This is a genomic window from Flavobacterium sp. IC2-16 (genome assembly GCF_055521455.1).
Map to the genome: position 1 here is coordinate 267,045 of NZ_CM145480.1, position 18,516 is coordinate 285,560.

The window sequence follows — 18,516 nt, forward strand, 5'->3', positions numbered from 1 at the left end:
ATTTGGTTGTATAACAAAACAATCTCTTTTGGTTAGTTTATTGGGTCAAATGTAGTGTATCTATAATAGTGTAGCAATACTTTTTAATTGAAACCCGAATAAAAATAGCATTTTCTTCTCCGAAAATGAGAATTGAGTTCTAGATGACCATAAAAAACAAGTAAAGATTTTCGGAAGAAAATTAAAAACTCTAACTTTGCGGTCTGATTTTTGCGGAAGTAAAATTTGGATACTAAAAAACACTCTGGGGTCGACTGGTTTTGACAGCGGGTGGAATTGATTAGTAAGCACGTCGAGCCAAGTATGGTAGGCTCGTAAATATCTGCTATACGAACTTTAAACGGCGAAAATAATTACGCTTTAGCTGCTTAATCTGAATCATAGTAAGATTTGCCTAGTTCCTACCAGGTAGGAAAGCTAGATTCTCCACAAAAGCCTTGGTTTATGGCGTTTGGTTTTGGGGAACCGTAAAAGTAAACCTAAGAACAGTAAAGCTTTAAATCTGTTCTGACACTCATAAAGCTAAGCAAAAAGTGGCGGTTTCCGGCCTTGCTTTTTGTCGAAAATTCAATCGGGAACTAAACGTGTAGAAAGCTCTTTGATTGCCTGTTTGGACGAGAGTTCGATTCTCTCCGACTCCACAAAAAGCCTTTAAAAAGTTTTAAAGGCTTTTTTATTTTAAAAATAATGCTAATATTGTAATCTATTAATCAATTTATTAAACCCTAATCGAATGAAAAAGATATTTTTAGCATTACTATTGGTTACTTTCGGAATAAATGCACAACAATCTAAATTTGATTTTCCACTTAATGAAAACGGACAAATTATTTTTTCTGAAGTTGTTTCTGCTGAAGGAAAACCAAAACAAGATTTGTTTGCCAATTCAAAAATGTTTTTTGTAAATACGTATAAAATCACTCAAGACAAACTAAAAATCAATAACGAATCTTCTTCAGTTACTAATACACAATATTCCATCATGAACGTAAAGGTTAATGGAAGTGATGTAAAAGTAAAATTATTTTATACGGTTTCTATTTATTCGAAAGACAACAAATACAAATACGAAATCAAAAATATCTTAACTAAAACTGAAGTTTCTGAAACTCCGCTAGAAAAAATGTTTGACAAACAAGCAGTTGAAAAAGCAGATCAAAAACCAAAACTTATGGAAGCTTTAACCGGTTACTATGCTGCGATAAATGCTGAAATTGAAACAATCAAATCGAATATTAAAAAAGAAATGAGTAAGGCGAATGCAAATTCAAGCGAATGGTAATACCTCATCATCTTAATACTTTAGTAAAAGCTCCTTTTTAGGAGCTTTTTTTATGACAAATATCATTTTAATGCTGCCTGACACACATTACTTTTGAAGGTGTAAAATCAAAATCATGACAACTTCATTAGTTCAAAAATATAATGTTCCTGGCCCACGTTACACCAGTTATCCAACAGTTCCGTATTGGGATGACAACTCGTTTTCAACAAACTTGTGGCAAAACAGTTTCCTGAAGTCGTTTTCTGAAAGCAATACTTCGGAAGGCATCAGTCTTTACATTCATCTCCCGTTTTGCGAGAGCCTTTGTACTTTTTGCGGTTGTCATAAAAGAATTACCAAACGGCATGAAGTGGAACATCCCTATATAGAAGCTGTTCTGAAAGAATGGAATTTATATTGCGATTTGTTCCCTGAAAAACCCATCATCAAAGAAATCCACTTGGGTGGAGGCACACCAACATTTTTCTCTCCGGAAAATCTTGAGAACCTCATCACCGGAATTTTCAAACGCGCTGAAAAAGCTACAGAATACGAATTCAGTTTTGAAGGTCATCCAAACAACACTTCTCGCGAACATCTGCAAAAATTATACGATTTGGGCTTCCGAAGAGTGAGTTTCGGCGTTCAGGATTATTCTGACAAAGTGCAGCAAGCCATTCACAGGGTTCAACCTTTTCACAATGTGGCTAAAGTCACGTTTTGGGCGAAAGAAATTGGATATACTTCTATTTCACATGATTTGATTTTCGGCTTGCCATTTCAATCGCTTGAAAATATTGTGGATACTATTGAAAAAACAAAAGCCCTTTCTCCCGACCGGTTGGCATTTTACAGCTATGCACACGTGCCTTGGATAAAAGGAAACGGGCAGCGTGGATTTAAAGACGAAGATGTGCCGAAAGATGATGAAAAAAGACGTTTGTATGAAGTGGGTAAACAACTATTAGCCAAAAAAGGGTATCACGAAATTGGAATGGATCATTTTGCATACAAAAAAGACACTATGTTTCAGGCTTTTCAGGAAGGAAAACTGCACCGCAACTTTATGGGGTATACTTCTTCTAAAACGCAGTTAATGATTGGTTTAGGCGTTTCTTCCATTAGCGACAGCTGGTATGGCTTTGCACAAAATGAAAAATCGTTAGAAGATTATTATGCTCGTTTGGAAAACAATGAACTTCCGGTTTTTAAAGGTCATATTTTAAATAATGAAGATTTAATCATCCGTAAACATATTTTAAACCTGATGTGTCAATTTACCACTTCTTGGGATGAAAGTCATTTATATTTTAAAGAGCTACCTGAAGTTTTAGCGCAATTACAGGAAATGGAAAACGACGGTTTTCTCATCCTGCAACACAACGCCATCACCGTAACCGAAAAAGGAAAACCTTTTGTGCGCAATATTTGTATGGCTTTCGATTTACGTTTGAAACGCAAGGCACCGCAAACACAATTGTTCTCGATGACGGTATAATCGACGAGAAATACTTATTTTTGAAGTAAGCCTAACCCAATTATGGACGCATTACTTCGTAAAATAGAATACTGTACCCTCTGCAAAGATTTTTTGCCAAATCCTCCGAAACCGGTTTTATCTTTTAGCAAGAACTCGAAAATCATCATTATTGGTCAGGCTCCGGGAACGAAAGCCCATGCGAGCGGTATTCCCTGGAACGATGCGAGCGGTGAAGAATTACGCCGTTGGCTGAACGTGGATCGAAATCAGTTTTACGATACTTCTATTTTTGGCATTATGCCGATGGGGTTCTGTTATCCGGGAAAAGGAAAATCCGGCGATTTGCCACCCAGACCCGAATGCGCACCACTTTGGCACGAACAAATTTTAAAAGAACTCCCCGAGGTGAAACTCATTTTACTCATCGGAAATTATGCCCACAAATACTATCTGAAAGATAAATCATACTCCACCTTAACAGAAAACGTGCTGCATTACAAAGATTTTTTACCGAAGTTTTTACCACTGGTACATCCATCTCCGAGAAACAAATTATGGCAGAAGAAAAATCCATGGTTCGAAGAAGAAGTGGTTCCGGAACTGCGAAGAATTGTTCGGGAAGCGCTTAGAACCTAATTAGCGGCAAACCGGATTGTTTTGTACAAAAAGACTTAAATTACTTGGAGAAACATACGGAATTCCCAATCCTAAACCGCGCATAATGAATAACATTCCTATAAAAATCGTTACAATGGGAATGACCTTCTGCATCTTGTTGCGCATCGGAACAGAGAATAAATTGGAGATGTAAACTACGGCGCTCATCATCGGAATCGTTCCTAATCCGTAAAGGAACATATACCCTACGCCCAAAAGTTCGTTTTGCATGGCTATGGCTCCGAATAAAGCAACATACACCAATCCGCAAGGCAAAAATCCGTTTAACAAACCAATAGTAAACAACGCTTTATAGCTTCGTTTTTTAAACTGGTTTCCTAAAGAAGTTTTAATATTGGAAATCAAGCGGTAAATGGGTTTGGAGAAATTATATTGGGCGAGAACTTTCTCTGGAACTAAAACAAATGCAATCATCAAAATGCCAATGACAACAGACAACTGTTGCTGTATTCCAGCCAGAAAAAGTCCTTTACCCAACAAACCAAAAACCAAGCCGAAAATCATGTAGGCTACTACCCTTCCGGAATGATACGTTAAAAGCTGTACTATCTTTTTTGCCGGATTCTTATGATCGAGCGGAAGCATCATGGCAATGGGACCACACATCCCAATACAATGCAAACTGCTGATCAACCCTAATATGAACCCTGAGTATAACATCTTTTTTTTTATTTAAGGGATAAGTTGTAAGGGATAAGTTTTTAACTATGTTCCTTTTCCCTTTTCCCTTTTCCCTTTTCCCTTTTCCCTTTTCCCTTTCAACTACAAATTCACTTGTTGTTTATTCAAATACCCAACGCCTTCATATTCCCAATCAATAGTAATGTCCCAATGACCGCCAACCAAATCTGTTTTAGGTATGAGCAAATTTGAAGAAGATAATGAGATGGTTTTCTCAAAATCCAATTTCTGGTTGGACGGTCTGTAAAAGGACACTTTACCTTTAATTTTAGTATAATCGAACGATTTTGGAAAGCTTATTACTAAGCTGCCGTTTTGCGCCGTTACGGTTAGTTTTTCTTTCAAATCGTAGGCATGCTGCGACTTGTCTAACTGCTGCTGAAAGGACAATTCTTTTTTATAATAATCTTCGGTAACCATTTCATGGTCGTACTGCGAATCGGATTGTACTTTAAACACGAAGTACAAAATAAATGTCATGAACAGCCCGAAAGCAATAACAATTCCTGTTCCCCAATTAATTTTCATAGTCTATATTTTTTTTATTACAAGAGATAAGTCGTAAGGGATAAGTAATAAGTTGATAACTGCTTCCCTTTTCCCTTTTCCCTTTTCCCTTTTCCCTTTTCCCTTTTCCCTTTTCCCTTTTCTCTTTTCCCTTTTCCCTTTTCCCTATTTCTCAATCAAAACTCCTAGGTCCTAAAAAATTTGTCGTCGTAGTTTCCAGAAGTTCTTCATTGTTATATACTTCAATGGTAATCTTCGTTTTATCACCTTGTAAGAAAGCCGGATGAATTTCTACAAACAAAGTTCCTTGTGCCATACCTTCTTTTCCGACTTTAAAACTGTCTTTTCCTACCATTAGTATTTTTCCTTCAGGTTTCGCCAATTTGAAATGGATGTTATCAAAATCACGAACCGTTTTGTTCACAACTTTATAGGTAAATACATTACTGATTTTTTCGCCTTTATGTTGAAACAATTGTCCTGGAAGTCGTAAAACCGTAGCTTCCACATCGTTTCTTAAAAATAGCATTCCGATTAAAAGACCAATCAAAATGGTAAGTACTGCTGCATACCCTTTCATTCGTGTGGTGAATACGAATTTCTCCTTTTTCACAATTTCATTCTCGGATGCATAACGAATCAAACCTTTCGGCAGATTTACGCTTTCCATGATATGGTCGCATTCGTCGATACAAGCAGTACAGTTAATACATTCCAACTGAACGCCGTTACGAATATCAATTCCTGTCGGACATACGTTTACACACTGGTGGCAATCAATACAGTCGCCCTTTCCGAACAATTTACGGTCTTCATTTTTCTTGAATTTCGCTCTCCCAGAAGCACCTTCCCCACGAACATGGTCGTAGGCAACGTTTATTGTTTTATTGTCGAGTAAAACGCCTTGCATTCTTCCGTAAGGACACGCAATAATACACACCTGCTCGCGAAACCATCCGTAAATGAAGTAGAAAACTGCTGTAAAAATCAATAAGGCAATGAGCGTATTAACATTATGAAACGGTCCTTGTCTCACCATGTCTAATACCTGATCACTTCCTACCAAATAAGCCAAAAACACGTTGGCAATTACAAAGGATGCGATGAAGAACAAAAACCATTTCGTAACTTTCTTTCTGATTTTATCAGCATTCCATTCTTGTTTATCAAGTTTCACTTGAGCACCACGGTCGCCTTCAATCCAAAATTCGATTCTTCTGAAAAGCATTTCCATGAATATTGTTTGCGGACAAAACCATCCACAAAAAATACGTCCGAAAGCAACTGTAAACAAGGCCAACCCTACTACCCCGATAATCATCGAAATGACTACCAAATGAAAATCCTGAGGCCAGAACGGAAACCCGAATATCGAGAACTTCCGTTCCATAATGTTAAACAGTAAAAACTGATTGCCATTGATTTTAATGAACGGTGCCGAAAAGAGAAAGGCTAACAAAAAATAACTCAGCAGTTTTCTTCTTTCATATAATTTTCCTTTTGGAATTTTAGGAAAAATCCAGGCGCGCTTCCCTTCTTTATCGATGGTGGCTATACTGTCTCTAAAACTTTCATCAGGTTGATTGGACATGGCATTCTTAGTTTACTGCCACCGTTGGAGCGGCTGTTTTAGTGGAATCCGTTACGGTTTTTGTTCCTTCTTGTTTTGGTGTATTTTCATCTACCCAAACGTCGCCTTCCGGTGCTTTTCCATCTTTAGGATTACTTCCTTGAAGACTTAACACATAACTAGCCACTTTTTGAATATCTGAAGGCTTAATAGTTTCCTTCCAAGGCACCATACCTTTACCCGAACGACCACCTTCCATAATGGTATTAAATACATTCTTAATACCACCTCCATTAATCCAATAATTATCCGTTAAGTTTGGACCGATAGCTCCTCCACCATCTGGGCGGTGACAGGCAACACAATTAGCTTCAAAAATGGTTTTCCCGGCTGCTAATTCCGATGCATCGGTAAGCAACGTTACTTTTTCTTTATCCATTAAATCCGGAGCGGTTTTCTTGTATTCTTCAACAGCAATTTTAGCTTCGGCCATTTCTTTTTCAAATTCCATAGTTTGATTGTCGTGCCCCAAAATGTGAAAACGAACCAAATAAATGAATGCGAATGCTATACATCCGTAAAATAAATACACCCACCATGGCGGCAATACATTGTCTAACTCTTTAATTCCATCATAATCGTGATCCATCATTAACTCACCTTCTTCCTCAATTTTACGGGAACGAGTTAATTTTTGCATTAAATTTTTATAGAATAGTGTTTCTGTGAACGGCAATTCGTCTTCAATTTCTTTTTGTTTGCGTTGTTCCTCAGACAATAAACTATTGAGAATGGTATTTGAAGCTTTAACAACTACTTCTATTGCTATTAAAAGGAATAAGAAAAGCAACAGAATTAAAGAAACCATCGGATATTTGATGAAAGCCGGTCGGTCACCTGAGTCTATAAAGAATTCCATGGCAATGAAAAACATCGCAAATAAAACCGGAATTCTAACGTACATGGGAAAATACTTTTTCATATGTAATATTTATCATTTTTTTAAGGTCATATGGTATCGCTTATTTTATTGGTGTTTGTTTGCACAAACTTTTTATTAGAAGCGATTTCATAATTAGCTGATTTTAAAGCTCAACAGCGTTATCATTGTTAAACGGAATGTTACTCATTTCTGTGATTTTCTCTTTTTTATAGGTAAATACCCAAGCGTACAACCCTACAAAGAACAAGAAGAAAATAAGTAACGATATGATTGGATAAATTTCAATTCCTGAGATAGTTTCCAAATTGTGTTTGATGAATTTTAACATGGCCTGAACTTTTAAATTATTCTGCTTTTTTAACTTTAATATCGGTTCCTAATCGTTGTAAATAAGCAATTAAGGCGGTGATTTCACGATCTTTCATCGGTATAAAGTTTTCACCTCTAGCCTTCGCATTTTTCATACTTTGCTCATAACTTTTAACGAAATCAGGATCATTTTTAAGGTTTTCTTCAATTTTAGCCGATTGCGTTGCAATACTTTTTTGAGCATTGGCAATTTCTTCATCGGTATACGGAACGCCTAATTTCACCATCACACGCATTTTATCTTCTGTTTTAGAATAATCCATAGGTTTGTTATCGAACAACCATTTATAACCTGGCATAATTGAACCAGCTGATGTACTTTGCGGATCCCACATGTGGTTGAAATGCCAGTTATCGTTGTATTTTCCACCGACGCGCATTAAATCGGGACCGGTTCGTTTTGAACCCCATAAGAATGGGTGATCGTACACATATTCTCCTGATTTTGAATACTCTCCGTAACGTGACACTTCAGAACGGAACGGACGTACCATTTGCGAGTGGCAGCCTACACAACCTTCACGGATGTACAAATCACGTCCTTCTAACTCTAGCGGTGTATAAGGTTTCACACTCGTAATCGTTGGAATGTTCGATTTCACAACAAGAGTTGGTACAATCTGAATGATTCCTCCAATTAAAATAGCAATCGTTGCTAACAGTGTTAACTGAATTGGTTTTCTTTCTAACCATCCGTGGAATTTCTCTCCTTTTAATCGGTTTGGAGAAATTTTTACTAATGCTGGAGCTTCTGCTAATTCGTCTTCAACCGGTTGACCTTGTTTAACAGTCATGATGATGTTGTATACCAATACAAACAATCCGATAATGAATAAGGTTCCTCCTACGGCACGCATGGCATACATTGGCATGATTTCTTTAACCGTTTCAAGGAAGTTTCCATAAACCAAAGAACCATCAGGATTGAATTGTTTCCACATTTGCGCCTGAACGAATCCGGCCACATAGATTGGTAAAGCGTATAGAATGATCCCTAAAGTTCCAATCCAGAAATGGAAGTTGGCTAATTTTTTAGAGTACAATTCGGTTTTTGTCATTCTTGGAACCAACCAATAAATCATACCGAAGGTCATAAAACCATTCCATGCAAGCGCTCCTACGTGAACGTGTGCTACAATCCAATCGGTAAAGTGTGCAATGGCATTTACATTTTTAAGAGATAACATTGGACCTTCGAAAGTGGCCATACCATAACCCGTAATTGCTACTACGAAGAATTTTAAAATTGGCTCAGTTCTAACTTTGTCCCAAACGCCACGAAGGGTTAATAATCCGTTAATCATACCTCCCCAAGATGGTGCAATTAGCATAACCGAGAAAACTACTCCTAAGTTTTGAGCCCAATCCGGTAAAGCCGTGTACAACAAGTGGTGTGGACCCGCCCAGATGTATAAGAAAATAAGTGACCAGAAGTGAATAATCGATAAGCGATACGAATAAACAGGTCGGTTAGCAGCCTTAGGAATGAAGTAATACATCAACCCTAAAAATGGCGTTGTCAAAAAGAACGCTACTGCATTGTGACCGTACCACCATTGTACCAAAGCATCCTGAACCCCAGCATAAACGGAATAACTTTTCATTCCGCTAACTGGTAAGGCTAAGCTGTTGAAAATATGCAATACCGCTACCGTTACAAACGTTGCGATGTAAAACCAAATGGCAACATACAAATGACGTTCTCTTCGGCGTAAAATTGTCATAATCATGTTAACCCCAAACGTCACCCAAATTATAGCAATGGCAATATCAATAGGCCATTCCAATTCGGCATATTCTTTGGAAGTGGTATAACCCAATGGAAGTGAAATTGCTGCAGCCACTATAATTAACTGCCAACCCCAGAAATTAATATTACTGAGTGCATCGCTCCACATTCTGGTTTTTAATAACCGTTGTAATGAATAATAAATTCCGGCAAAAATGGCATTCCCAACGAAAGCAAAAATTACCGCATTTGTATGTAAAGGACGTAAACGACCATAGCTTAACCACGAGATTCCGTCTGTCATATTCGGAAACAAATACATCGTGGCAATTAAAAGTCCTACGAGCATCCCTACAACTCCAAAAAGGATTGAAGCATACAGGAACTTCTTTACAATTTTGTTATCGTAATAAAATTGTTGCACTTCCATAATTAGTTTTGTTTTTCTATTTGTGTTTTGGATTCTTTCTGGGTTTTGTTTTGAAGCTCATCTTCGAACAACATTCGAACCGATGGCGTGTAATCGTCGTCAAACTGACCGCTTTTTACCGCTCTTATGAAAATGTACAAGAACGCCAGCGCCACAACGATACTGATGGAGATTAACAGATAAATAACACTCATACCTTACGTTTTATAGGTCAAAATTACTTTAGTGATTACAGATAAAACATGACTTTTGTCATACGCTACAATTTTTATTTTCTTGCGAAATAATTGCTCATAATCGTCACGAAACTCACAATGGTTACGGTGCTCAACGGCATAATGATAGCCGCTACCAAAGGCGATAAATTTCCGGACACGGCAAAGCTCAATCCGACCACATTATACAAGAGCGACAACCCGAAACTCATGTAAATGGTTTTCATTGCGTTCTTGGACAGTTTTAAAAAATACGCGATTTTCGAAAATTGGGTGGCGTCCAGAATTCCGTCGCAGGCTGGTGAAAACACATTTACATTTTCCGATATGGAAATCCCGATGTTTGCTTGTGCTAAAGCTCCGGCATCGTTAAGCCCATCGCCTACCATCATTACGTTTTTACCTTCCTTTTGAAGTTGTTCAATGAATTCCAGTTTTTGCTCCGGTTTTTGGTTGAAAACCAAGTTGGTGTTGGATGGCAGCATCTTTTCTAAAATCTTGCGTTCCCCGTCATTATCTCCGGACAAAACCACCAGATTGTATTTTTTGGAAAGACGATCAAACAATTGCTCTAAGCCTTCTCGGTACTGATTGTTGAACACATAACTTCCTTTGTAAATTCCGTTGATTTCTACGTGCACTTTCGTTTTCTTATGGGTGTTTTCACTCATGTGTTGCAGAAACTGTGATGAACCCAACTTTACCGTGTGACTATCAACAGTTGCAAAAATTCCTTTTCCAATAATTTCCTCAAAATGTGTGGTTTCTAGTTTTTCCTGATTGGGAATGAAGTCGTACAATCTTCGGCTTAACGGGTGATTGGAACCTCTTAGCGTGCTTTTCAATAATTTAAGTTCTTCCTCATTTAAAGGCATTCCTTCATATACAATGGAAGTCTTTTTATTAGTGGTAATCGTTCCGGTTTTATCAAAAACTAGGGTGTCTACTTTGGCCAATTGCTCGATTACTGTCGCATTTTTCAGATACAGTTTTTTATAGCCCATGATTCGAAGTACGTTCCCTAATGTAAAAGGTGCCGTTAAAGCTAAAGCACAAGGGCAAGCGACAATCAAAATCGCGGTAAAGACATTGAATGCCGTGGTCACATCTCTGAAAATCCAGAAACCGAAAGCCACAAAAGACAACAACAACAAAGCCGGTGTAAAATAGCGACTAATGGTATCGGTAATGGTTTTGTAGTGTTGATCTACTCTTTTTTGGAACACATCGTTACTCCACAACTGCGTTAAATAACTTTGTGAAACCGATTGCAGTACTTCCATTTCCACCACGTTTCCTATTTGTTTGCCGCCGGCGTAAATTTTATCGCCTGATTTTTTATCAATGGCAACGGCTTCTCCGGTAACGAAACTGTAATCAATCGCGGTTTTATCGGAAATCAGGATTCCATCAACAGGAATTAATTCTTGGTTTCGGATTAACAAACGATCGCCTTTTTTAATGTCATATACCTGAATGGCTTCTTCCGATTTATCGCTTAAAATCTTAGTTACGGCAATCGGGAAATAGGATTTGTAATCGCGCTCGAACGAAAGAAAATTATAGGTTTTCTGCTGAAACATCTTCCCTAACAACATGAAGAAAATAAGTCCGCACATGCTGTCGAAGAAGCCTTGTCCGTAATTCATGGCAATATCTACGGTACTTCGGATGAACATTACCACAATTCCCAAAGCAATCGGAATGTCGATATTCAGCATTTTCGATTTGATGCTTTTCCAAGCAGATATATAGTACCCTGAAGCCGAGTAGAAAAACGGCGGTAAAGCCAAAGCAAAAATCAGCCAACGGAAAAAGCCTTTGTATTGTTCAATCCAGAATTCGCCTACTTCGAAATACTCCGGAAACGACAACAACATAATATTTCCGAAACTGAAAAAAGCCACTCCAATTTTGTAATACAAACTACGGTCGACTTCTTTTTTCTTGTTTTCGTAATTCTCTAAGCTGATATACGGTTCATATCCAATGGAACTCAACAACAAAACGATTTCCTTAAGCGAAACATGCTCGAAACTAAATGTAACTCTCACTTTTTTCTCGTGGAAATTAACTTGTGAAGCGGCAATTCCTTTGTTCAATTTATTCAGATTTTCTAAAATCCAAATACAAGAGCTGCAGTGAATATGCGGAATATATAGCAAAACGATTTGGGTTTTCTCCTCGTTGAAATCCAGTAGCTTTTCTACAATATCGGCATTGTCCAGAAAATCATATTTCCCTTTAATGTCCTGAGGAGTCGCTCCGGGTGCGTTTTCGAAATCGTAATAGCAGGTTAAATCGTTCATACTAAAAATCTCATATACCGTTTTGCATCCGGTGCAACAAAAAGATTTTTCTTCGAACAGAATTTCTTCCGCTGTTACAATATCATTCCCGCAATGGAAACAATTTTGTGCACTCATAATTTGCTCATTTTACCTGAGACAAATTTCCTTTGCAATAAATTTATAAAATATGATTTTTGTCATACTTTAGTATCTTTGCAAAAACATTCGGAAAAAATGAGTAAATGTGAACAATGTATCGTTAGAGAATTCAGTGCTTTAAAGGCTTTGAACAAGGACGAATTGTTAAAACTCGCCGATTGTAAAACTTCCTATGTTGTAAAAAAAGGCGAGGTTATTTTTGACGAAGGTGATCATTTGGATGGCATTTTTTGTGTGAAAGATGGCGTTTGTAAATTGACTAAACTGAGTTCCAACGGAAAAGATCAGATTGTGAAACTGGTGACCCGAGGGGAATTGTTAGGACAACGCTCTCTAATCAGTGAAGAACCTACCAACCTAAGTGCTACTGCTTTAGAAGACATGACCGTTTGTTTTGTACCGAAAAGTCAGGTAATGGACTTCTTCAACCAAAACAACAAATTTTCGCTTGGCGTGATGAAAAATGTTTGTCACGATTTAAAAGAAGCCGATAATGTTTTAGTGAACTTAGCCCAGAAAAGCGTTAAAGAACGTTTGGCCGCCACACTACTCTATTTGCACGATACCTTTGGTGTTAATGAAGATGATTCGCTAAAACTACATTTGTCGAGGGAAGAAATTTCCAGCATTATTGGAACTGCTACCGAAAGTTGTATTAGGTTATTATCCGAATTTAACAAAAATGGATGGATAGAGCTTAGCGGAAAGAAAATTATTTTAAAAGATAAAAAAGAGCTGCGAAAATTAGCCGAATAAAAAAAGGAGCAAATTGCTCCTTTTTTATTTATCACAGTAATATTTATTCTGGGGATACAACTGGTCCTTCCCAGTCCATAATTCCACCAACTAAATTATATGTAGTGGCAAATCCCATTTGTTGCATGATGTTGCAGGCTTGACCGCTTCGTCCACCGGAACGGCAATAAATGTAATAGTTTTTGGTTTTATCCAATTCATCCACCTGATAAATAAAACCTTGTCCTTTGTATATGTCAATGTGCATTGCGCCGGGAATGATGCCTTCGTTCCATTCACCTTCCGTTCTCACATCAAGGATTACTGCATTTTCATCCTGCTGAACGCCCTCCCACCACTGTTCTTGTGAAATATCCATGTTTTTTATTTTGATTTCAAAAATAACAAAAAAGCGGATAAAAAAACTTTTATCCGCTTTTGAAAATATTAACTAAATTAATTAGTTGATAATTAATTTTTTAGTTGCTTTTTTACCTTCAGATTCAACACTTAATAAATAAATACCTTTTTCTAAGCTATTAAAGTTGATTTCTTTTTGGAAAACAGCCCCACCAGATTGGTATGTATTACTAAATACATTTCTCCCTCTCATATCAAACAAAACTACATTCACTTTATCTGAAGTTGACAATTGAATATTGATATTTCCGTTTGAAGGGTTTGGCCAAACATTAAATGCTTCAAAAGTATTCTCTTGCGTTGCTAATGTTCCTTGAACCACGAAATTATCAATGATAGCACCTTCTTGATTAGCAGCTTCATCAGAAACAAATGCAAATCTAAACATAATGCTTGATGCAGGAGAAGCACCACCAAAACCAAATTGTGATAACGAGTGAGAATAATTACGTTTGTTACCATTCATACCATTACTTCCTGAAGGAGCAGTAGCATAATCCCCTGTCCATTGTTTTCCAATACAATTAAAACAGTCATTTCCATCTGGTAATCGACTACTATTATACCAGTTCGGATCTGAAGAAGTTCCTAAAACATTCCAAGAAGACCCAGCATCAGTTGAATACTCGAAATAAATAATATCCCAATTCGCTTCTAAGTCAAACGCCATATCAAAACTTACAGAAGTATTGGTATAACTAGTTAAATCATAACATTGAGAAACCAAATATGAAGTTGTATTATCAGGATAATTTCCAAATAATTTCGTAGCATAAACTTGTGAGCCAGCAACTGTATTGCTTAATAATGCTTTTGCTGAAGAACCACGTTGCCATACAGTATTTGTTAATCCATTTTCATCAACAGAAACTAAATTATCTGTAGTAGTATTAAATGTGTTAATTGTATTTACAATACCATTATCGTTAACTGTTAATAATGATGATTTTGTATTGTTAGTAGCATTACCATCACTTGTTACAGTTGTAGTTACACTTAACGAATGAGTACCTCTAGACAAACCTGAAACTGGTATTGAATAATTTTGAGTAGCACAATTTGCTAAACTCCCATTCCATGTTGCATTAGTTGCAGCACCTCCATCAATAGAATAAGCTACATTAACAGAGCTAATATTATTCGATCCTGTATTTTCAAACACAATGTCAGCAGAGTATGGTGCACCACAAGCAAGACTAGAAGAAGCTGTTAATGTTTTTAAAGCCACATCATTGGTTTGAGCCACATAAGCATTCCCTACATTTACAGCCATCCAAGCGTTTGTTACAGCAATATACTCAGGGCTACTTCCACAATATAAACTTGCAGCAACAGCTAGAGTAGCATTTCTTGCATCTGTATATGTTGAATTTGAAGTCAAGTAATCACGCTCAGCAAAATAAGCAATTTGAGCTGCTTTTAAAAGTCCGATTCCTGTTACTGCATACGTATCTCTTTCTGCAATTGGGGCATTGTTAGTTCCAGATTCTCCAACAGCTAAAATGTAAAACCAGTGATTCAAAACACCACTATTGGTATGTACACCACATTGATCGTTAGCTTGAGTAGGATTACATGTTCCTTCACTACTTGTTGTTACCCATCCTGTTCCTTTAACACAGTCTGGATCTCCCATTAAATTTGGATTAGCCATTGAACGCAATCCTCCAGTAGAAATATCTTCACCAATTAACCAAACATTTGAAACCGGAGTACCAGACATTGAACCAGTTCTACCGTAGTGCTCAATACAAGCACCCCAAATATCCGAAAAACCTTCATTCATAGCACCCGAATGTTGAGCATAAACAAGATTTGCAGTATAGGTACAAATAGCATGTCCAATCTCATGTCCACATACATCAAGTGCTGTAAACGGTTTTGTTCCACCATCTCCATATGTCATTGAACTTCCATTCCAAAAAGCATTACTATAACCAGCACCTCCAGGAACATCATCGTAGTGAACATAACTTTTTATTTGAGCATTAGCATCATCAAAACTATTTCTGTTGAAAACATTCTTCCAGAAATCGAATGTCATTTCTGCCCCCCAATGCGCGTCTAAAGCAGCATTATCTTTGGTAGAAGAAGCTGATGCATAGTTTCCAGTATTCCAAGTATTGGTTGCATTTGTAAAGTTAGTTGATGGACGTGTATTAGTTCCAGCACTATTGTATGTTAAAATACCATTACCTCTAGTAAAGTCGTTTAATATATACATTCCTAAACCAGAATCAAATGTAGTTTCAATACTTCTTGTTCCGCTGTAACGAGTAGCAGCAGATCCAGTTACTAAAACTTCAAAAGTCTTTGAAGCATCTTCAGATTCTTTTCTTGAAACAAAACGATCGGCATGTTTAATAACAGCATCTCTAAACAAAACATCTCCAGTAATTGCATCTATATACACAATATCTCTAGCCATTGGCTTTATAGCATAGATATCGTATTTATAGGCTAAACGAACTTCGCCAGTTTTAATATTCGGATATAAAACCATTTCTCCAACCGGTTTAACATAATCCATAGCTTTAGCTTGCTCTGCATCTTCCCATAAAAATTGAGTAGCATTTAAAGCCATTTTAGCTTTATTAAAACCTTGTTCCTTAGAAATACTAGGTGTTAAATTTGCAGAAGAAGCATTGTATAATTCTCCATTAATAGAATTTACTTTCCCTTCTTTAGTATGTGTAATAAATACACCGTATTCTACTTTTATTCCTTTATAAAACTGCTGAATTCTTTCATGGCTCATACCAGTACCGTCCTTTGTGGTTCGGATAGTTTGATACGAATAATTCTTATCCAGTTTGTAAAGTTTAGAAAATTGAGCTATTGCATAATCCTTGGTGGTTGGATTATCAAAGCTCAAAGCCTTTTGTTGGGCTTTGTCTTCATCGTATTTTTCGTTTTGGGCAAAAGCATTAATGCTTCCAAAAACAGAAAACGCGATAGCAAAAATTAAATAATTTTTCCTTTTCATTGGGTTAGTTTAAGTTAATTTAGTTCTTGATTGCAATATTAATAAAAAAAGTAAAAAACTATTCAAGAATAATTAGATATTTTATCCAAATAACCTTCTAATTTCCAACACATTGACGTTTTCATTCTTTTTAATAAAAATTTAACTAATGTTTGTATATACAAATTAAAATATTCTATACATTTGTACATACAAATATTAACCGTTATGGATATCGAAAAAGAAATAAAAAGCACGGTGAAATTATCACTTGCAAAGAAAGTTTTATTGAACCTTTCCTTTACCAGACATGTTATAGGTGAAAAATTCTTAGAAATTTTAAAACCGTACGATTTATCAAGCGAACAATATAATGTACTAAGAATATTGAGAGGTCAAAAAGGAAAACCTGTTAATATGGCATGCATTCAAGAACGTATGATTGCCAGAACAAGTAATACAACACGATTAGTCGACAAACTTTTATTGAAAGAATTAGTGCTCCGTAAAGTTTGCCCTGAAAATAGACGAAAAATGGAAATAACAATAACCGAAAAAGGACTTAAAGTATTAGAAGAATTAGATCCTATTGTTGTAAGCCATGAAAATAGTTATGCCAATAAGCTTACTTCAGAAGAATTAGAACAACTTAACCTTTTACTAGAAAAATATAGAAATTAAACCATGACAAACTTTATAAAAACTCAAAATTGGCGTTATGCCACCAAAAAATTTGATGCAACTAAAAAAATTTCAAATGAAAATTTAGAAATTTTAAAAGAAGCCATTCGCTTAAGTTCATCTTCATACGGTTTACAACCTTACAAAGTATTTATTATCGAAAATCCAGAATTGCGTGCAAAATTACAACCTGCAGCTTGGGGACAATCTCAAATTGTAGATGCTTCTCACCTATTTATTTTCGCTAATATTACCAATTTAGGGGAAAACGAAATAGACAAATACATTAAAAACATTGCTGAAACTAGAGGTGTTCCCATTGAAAATATTTCAGGCTATGGTGATTTTATGAAATCGAAAATAAACACTTTACCCGATGATGCTAAAAACAATTGGACAGCCAAACAAACCTATTTAGCGCTTGGAAATTTACTTAATGCTGCAGCAGAATTAGAAATTGATGCTACTCCAATGGAAGGTTTTGAAGCGGAAAAGGTAAATGAAATTTTAGGACTTAACGAACTCGGACTTAACGCTTCACTTATAGCTACTGTTGGATATCGTCATGAAGAAGATGCCAATCAGCACAACATTAAAGTTCGAAAATCAAACAAAGAATTATTTATTACTTTATAATCATTAAATTAAATTAAACCATGAAACAATTAAAATTAATTGCACTTGCCTTAGTTACAACTTTAGGTACTTTAACTGCTTCTGCACAAACTACAAAAAAAGTAAAAACATCAGAAAGCAAAATCGAATGGGTTGGTAAAAAATTCACAGGTCAACATGAAGGTACAATTTCATTTAAAGACGGAGCTTTAGTTTTTAAAGGAAAAAAATTGGCTGGAGGTAATTTTACTGTTGATATGAATTCAATTGTAGTTACCGATTTAGAAGCTGGAAAAGGGAAAGAAAAACTTGAAGGTCATTTAAAAGCTGATGATTTCTTTGGTGTTGAAAAATTCCAAACTGCAAAATTGGCTTTCAAAACTATTACTCCTAAAGGAAACAATACTTATACCGTAACTGCCGATTTAACTATTAAGGATATTACAAATCCTATTACTTTTGATATTGTGGTAAACAAAAGTGTTGCTACTACAAAATTAATGGTGGATAGAACTAAGTACGATATTAAATATGCTTCAACAGGTTTTGGAGCTGTTGCAGATAAAGCAATCAACGACGAATTTGAATTAAACGTAAGCTTAGCATTCTAATTCAAGCAACAAAAAATACATGTAAAATCCTGAATTTCAACATTCAGGATTTTTTTATTACAAATATTTGTTTATTCAAAAAACATTTCTATAACTTTGCAGCATACAAAAAACACAAAATGAACAATATTTTAAACAATACTTGGTGGTGGATTAACTTACGTCGAAAATCG

At 36.2% G+C, this 18,516-nt stretch carries 17 protein-coding genes and 1 other RNA gene; 8 read left to right on the top strand and 10 right to left on the bottom strand.

The annotated features are described in order from the left end of the window. Positions 1-246: 246 nt before the first annotated feature. The 4 genes from ssrA to ACZ1JT_RS01220 all read left to right on the top strand — a co-directional run bounded on the left by ssrA (position 247) and on the right by ACZ1JT_RS01220 (position 3,380). Positions 247-644: a transfer-messenger RNA gene (gene ssrA, locus ACZ1JT_RS01205) on the top strand. Between the two features lie 89 nt (positions 645-733). Beyond that, the gene (locus ACZ1JT_RS01210) at positions 734-1,282 is read left to right on the top strand and encodes a DUF4468 domain-containing protein (RefSeq protein WP_465094344.1); all 549 of its coding nucleotides are present in this window, start codon (positions 734-736) and stop codon (positions 1,280-1,282) included. Positions 1,283-1,397: 115 nt separating this feature from the next. Next, positions 1,398-2,762: an oxygen-independent coproporphyrinogen III oxidase gene (gene hemN, locus ACZ1JT_RS01215; RefSeq protein ID WP_465094345.1), complete on the top strand. Its 1,365-nt coding sequence runs from the start codon at positions 1,398-1,400 to the stop codon at positions 2,760-2,762. 42 nt (positions 2,763-2,804) lie between these two features. Then, entirely contained in the window at positions 2,805-3,380 is a 576-nt protein-coding gene (locus tag ACZ1JT_RS01220) for a uracil-DNA glycosylase family protein (protein WP_465094346.1), read from the top strand. Here the strand turns inward: ACZ1JT_RS01220 and ACZ1JT_RS01225 are convergent, their stop codons facing one another. The 8 genes from ACZ1JT_RS01225 to ACZ1JT_RS01260 all read right to left on the bottom strand — a co-directional run bounded on the left by ACZ1JT_RS01225 (position 3,381) and on the right by ACZ1JT_RS01260 (position 12,292). After that, positions 3,381-4,082: a sulfite exporter TauE/SafE family protein gene (locus ACZ1JT_RS01225; RefSeq protein WP_465094347.1), complete on the bottom strand. Its 702-nt coding sequence runs from the start codon at positions 4,080-4,082 to the stop codon at positions 3,381-3,383. Positions 4,083-4,184: 102 nt separating this feature from the next. After that, on the bottom strand, positions 4,185-4,631 hold the full coding sequence (locus ACZ1JT_RS01230; protein ID WP_465094348.1) for a FixH family protein: 447 nt from the start codon (positions 4,629-4,631) through the stop codon (positions 4,185-4,187). Positions 4,632-4,782: 151 nt separating this feature from the next. After that, a complete protein-coding gene (gene ccoG, locus ACZ1JT_RS01235) occupies positions 4,783-6,201 on the bottom strand; it encodes a cytochrome c oxidase accessory protein CcoG (RefSeq protein ID WP_465094349.1) in 1,419 nt (472 codons plus the stop codon). Between the two features lie 7 nt (positions 6,202-6,208). Continuing rightward, a complete protein-coding gene (locus ACZ1JT_RS01240; RefSeq protein WP_465094350.1) occupies positions 6,209-7,162 on the bottom strand; it encodes a cbb3-type cytochrome c oxidase N-terminal domain-containing protein in 954 nt (317 codons plus the stop codon). Between the two features lie 103 nt (positions 7,163-7,265). Next, entirely contained in the window at positions 7,266-7,451 is a 186-nt protein-coding gene (locus ACZ1JT_RS01245; RefSeq protein WP_465094351.1) for a CcoQ/FixQ family Cbb3-type cytochrome c oxidase assembly chaperone, read from the bottom strand. 16 nt (positions 7,452-7,467) lie between these two features. Further along, entirely contained in the window at positions 7,468-9,651 is a 2,184-nt protein-coding gene (ccoN, locus tag ACZ1JT_RS01250; protein WP_465094352.1) for a cytochrome-c oxidase, cbb3-type subunit I, read from the bottom strand. A 2-nt stretch (positions 9,652-9,653) separates the two neighbouring features. Beyond that, positions 9,654-9,845, bottom strand: coding sequence for a cbb3-type cytochrome oxidase assembly protein CcoS (gene ccoS / locus ACZ1JT_RS01255; protein ID WP_465094353.1), 192 nt, complete (start codon positions 9,843-9,845; stop codon positions 9,654-9,656). A gap of 74 nt (positions 9,846-9,919) precedes the next feature. Then, the gene (locus tag ACZ1JT_RS01260; protein WP_465094354.1) at positions 9,920-12,292 is read right to left on the bottom strand and encodes a heavy metal translocating P-type ATPase; all 2,373 of its coding nucleotides are present in this window, start codon (positions 12,290-12,292) and stop codon (positions 9,920-9,922) included. A gap of 99 nt (positions 12,293-12,391) precedes the next feature. On the opposite strand from ACZ1JT_RS01260, the gene ACZ1JT_RS01265 reads away from it, so the two are divergent. Beyond that, positions 12,392-13,072: a Crp/Fnr family transcriptional regulator gene (locus ACZ1JT_RS01265; RefSeq protein ID WP_465094355.1), complete on the top strand. Its 681-nt coding sequence runs from the start codon at positions 12,392-12,394 to the stop codon at positions 13,070-13,072. Between the two features lie 43 nt (positions 13,073-13,115). On the opposite strand, the gene ACZ1JT_RS01270 is transcribed toward ACZ1JT_RS01265, so the two are convergent. Further along, positions 13,116-13,430: a rhodanese-like domain-containing protein gene (locus ACZ1JT_RS01270; RefSeq protein WP_465094356.1), complete on the bottom strand. Its 315-nt coding sequence runs from the start codon at positions 13,428-13,430 to the stop codon at positions 13,116-13,118. An 81-nt stretch (positions 13,431-13,511) separates the two neighbouring features. Further along, on the bottom strand, positions 13,512-16,457 hold the full coding sequence (locus tag ACZ1JT_RS01275) for a M4 family metallopeptidase (RefSeq protein WP_465094357.1): 2,946 nt from the start codon (positions 16,455-16,457) through the stop codon (positions 13,512-13,514). A gap of 207 nt (positions 16,458-16,664) precedes the next feature. On the opposite strand from ACZ1JT_RS01275, the gene ACZ1JT_RS01280 reads away from it, so the two are divergent. Genes ACZ1JT_RS01280 through ACZ1JT_RS01290 form a run of 3 tightly spaced genes read left to right on the top strand, consistent with a single transcriptional unit; the run spans position 16,665 to position 18,343 of the window. Continuing rightward, positions 16,665-17,117 carry a MarR family winged helix-turn-helix transcriptional regulator gene (locus ACZ1JT_RS01280; protein WP_465094358.1) on the top strand — a complete coding sequence of 151 codons (453 nt, stop codon included), beginning with the start codon at positions 16,665-16,667 and terminating at the stop codon, positions 17,115-17,117. Between the two features lie 3 nt (positions 17,118-17,120). Continuing rightward, positions 17,121-17,753, top strand: a complete 633-nt coding sequence (locus tag ACZ1JT_RS01285) for an NAD(P)H-dependent oxidoreductase (RefSeq protein ID WP_465094359.1) — start codon at positions 17,121-17,123, stop codon at positions 17,751-17,753. A 20-nt stretch (positions 17,754-17,773) separates the two neighbouring features. Then, positions 17,774-18,343: a YceI family protein gene (locus ACZ1JT_RS01290; RefSeq protein WP_465094360.1), complete on the top strand. Its 570-nt coding sequence runs from the start codon at positions 17,774-17,776 to the stop codon at positions 18,341-18,343. Positions 18,344-18,516: the final 173 nt, after the last annotated feature.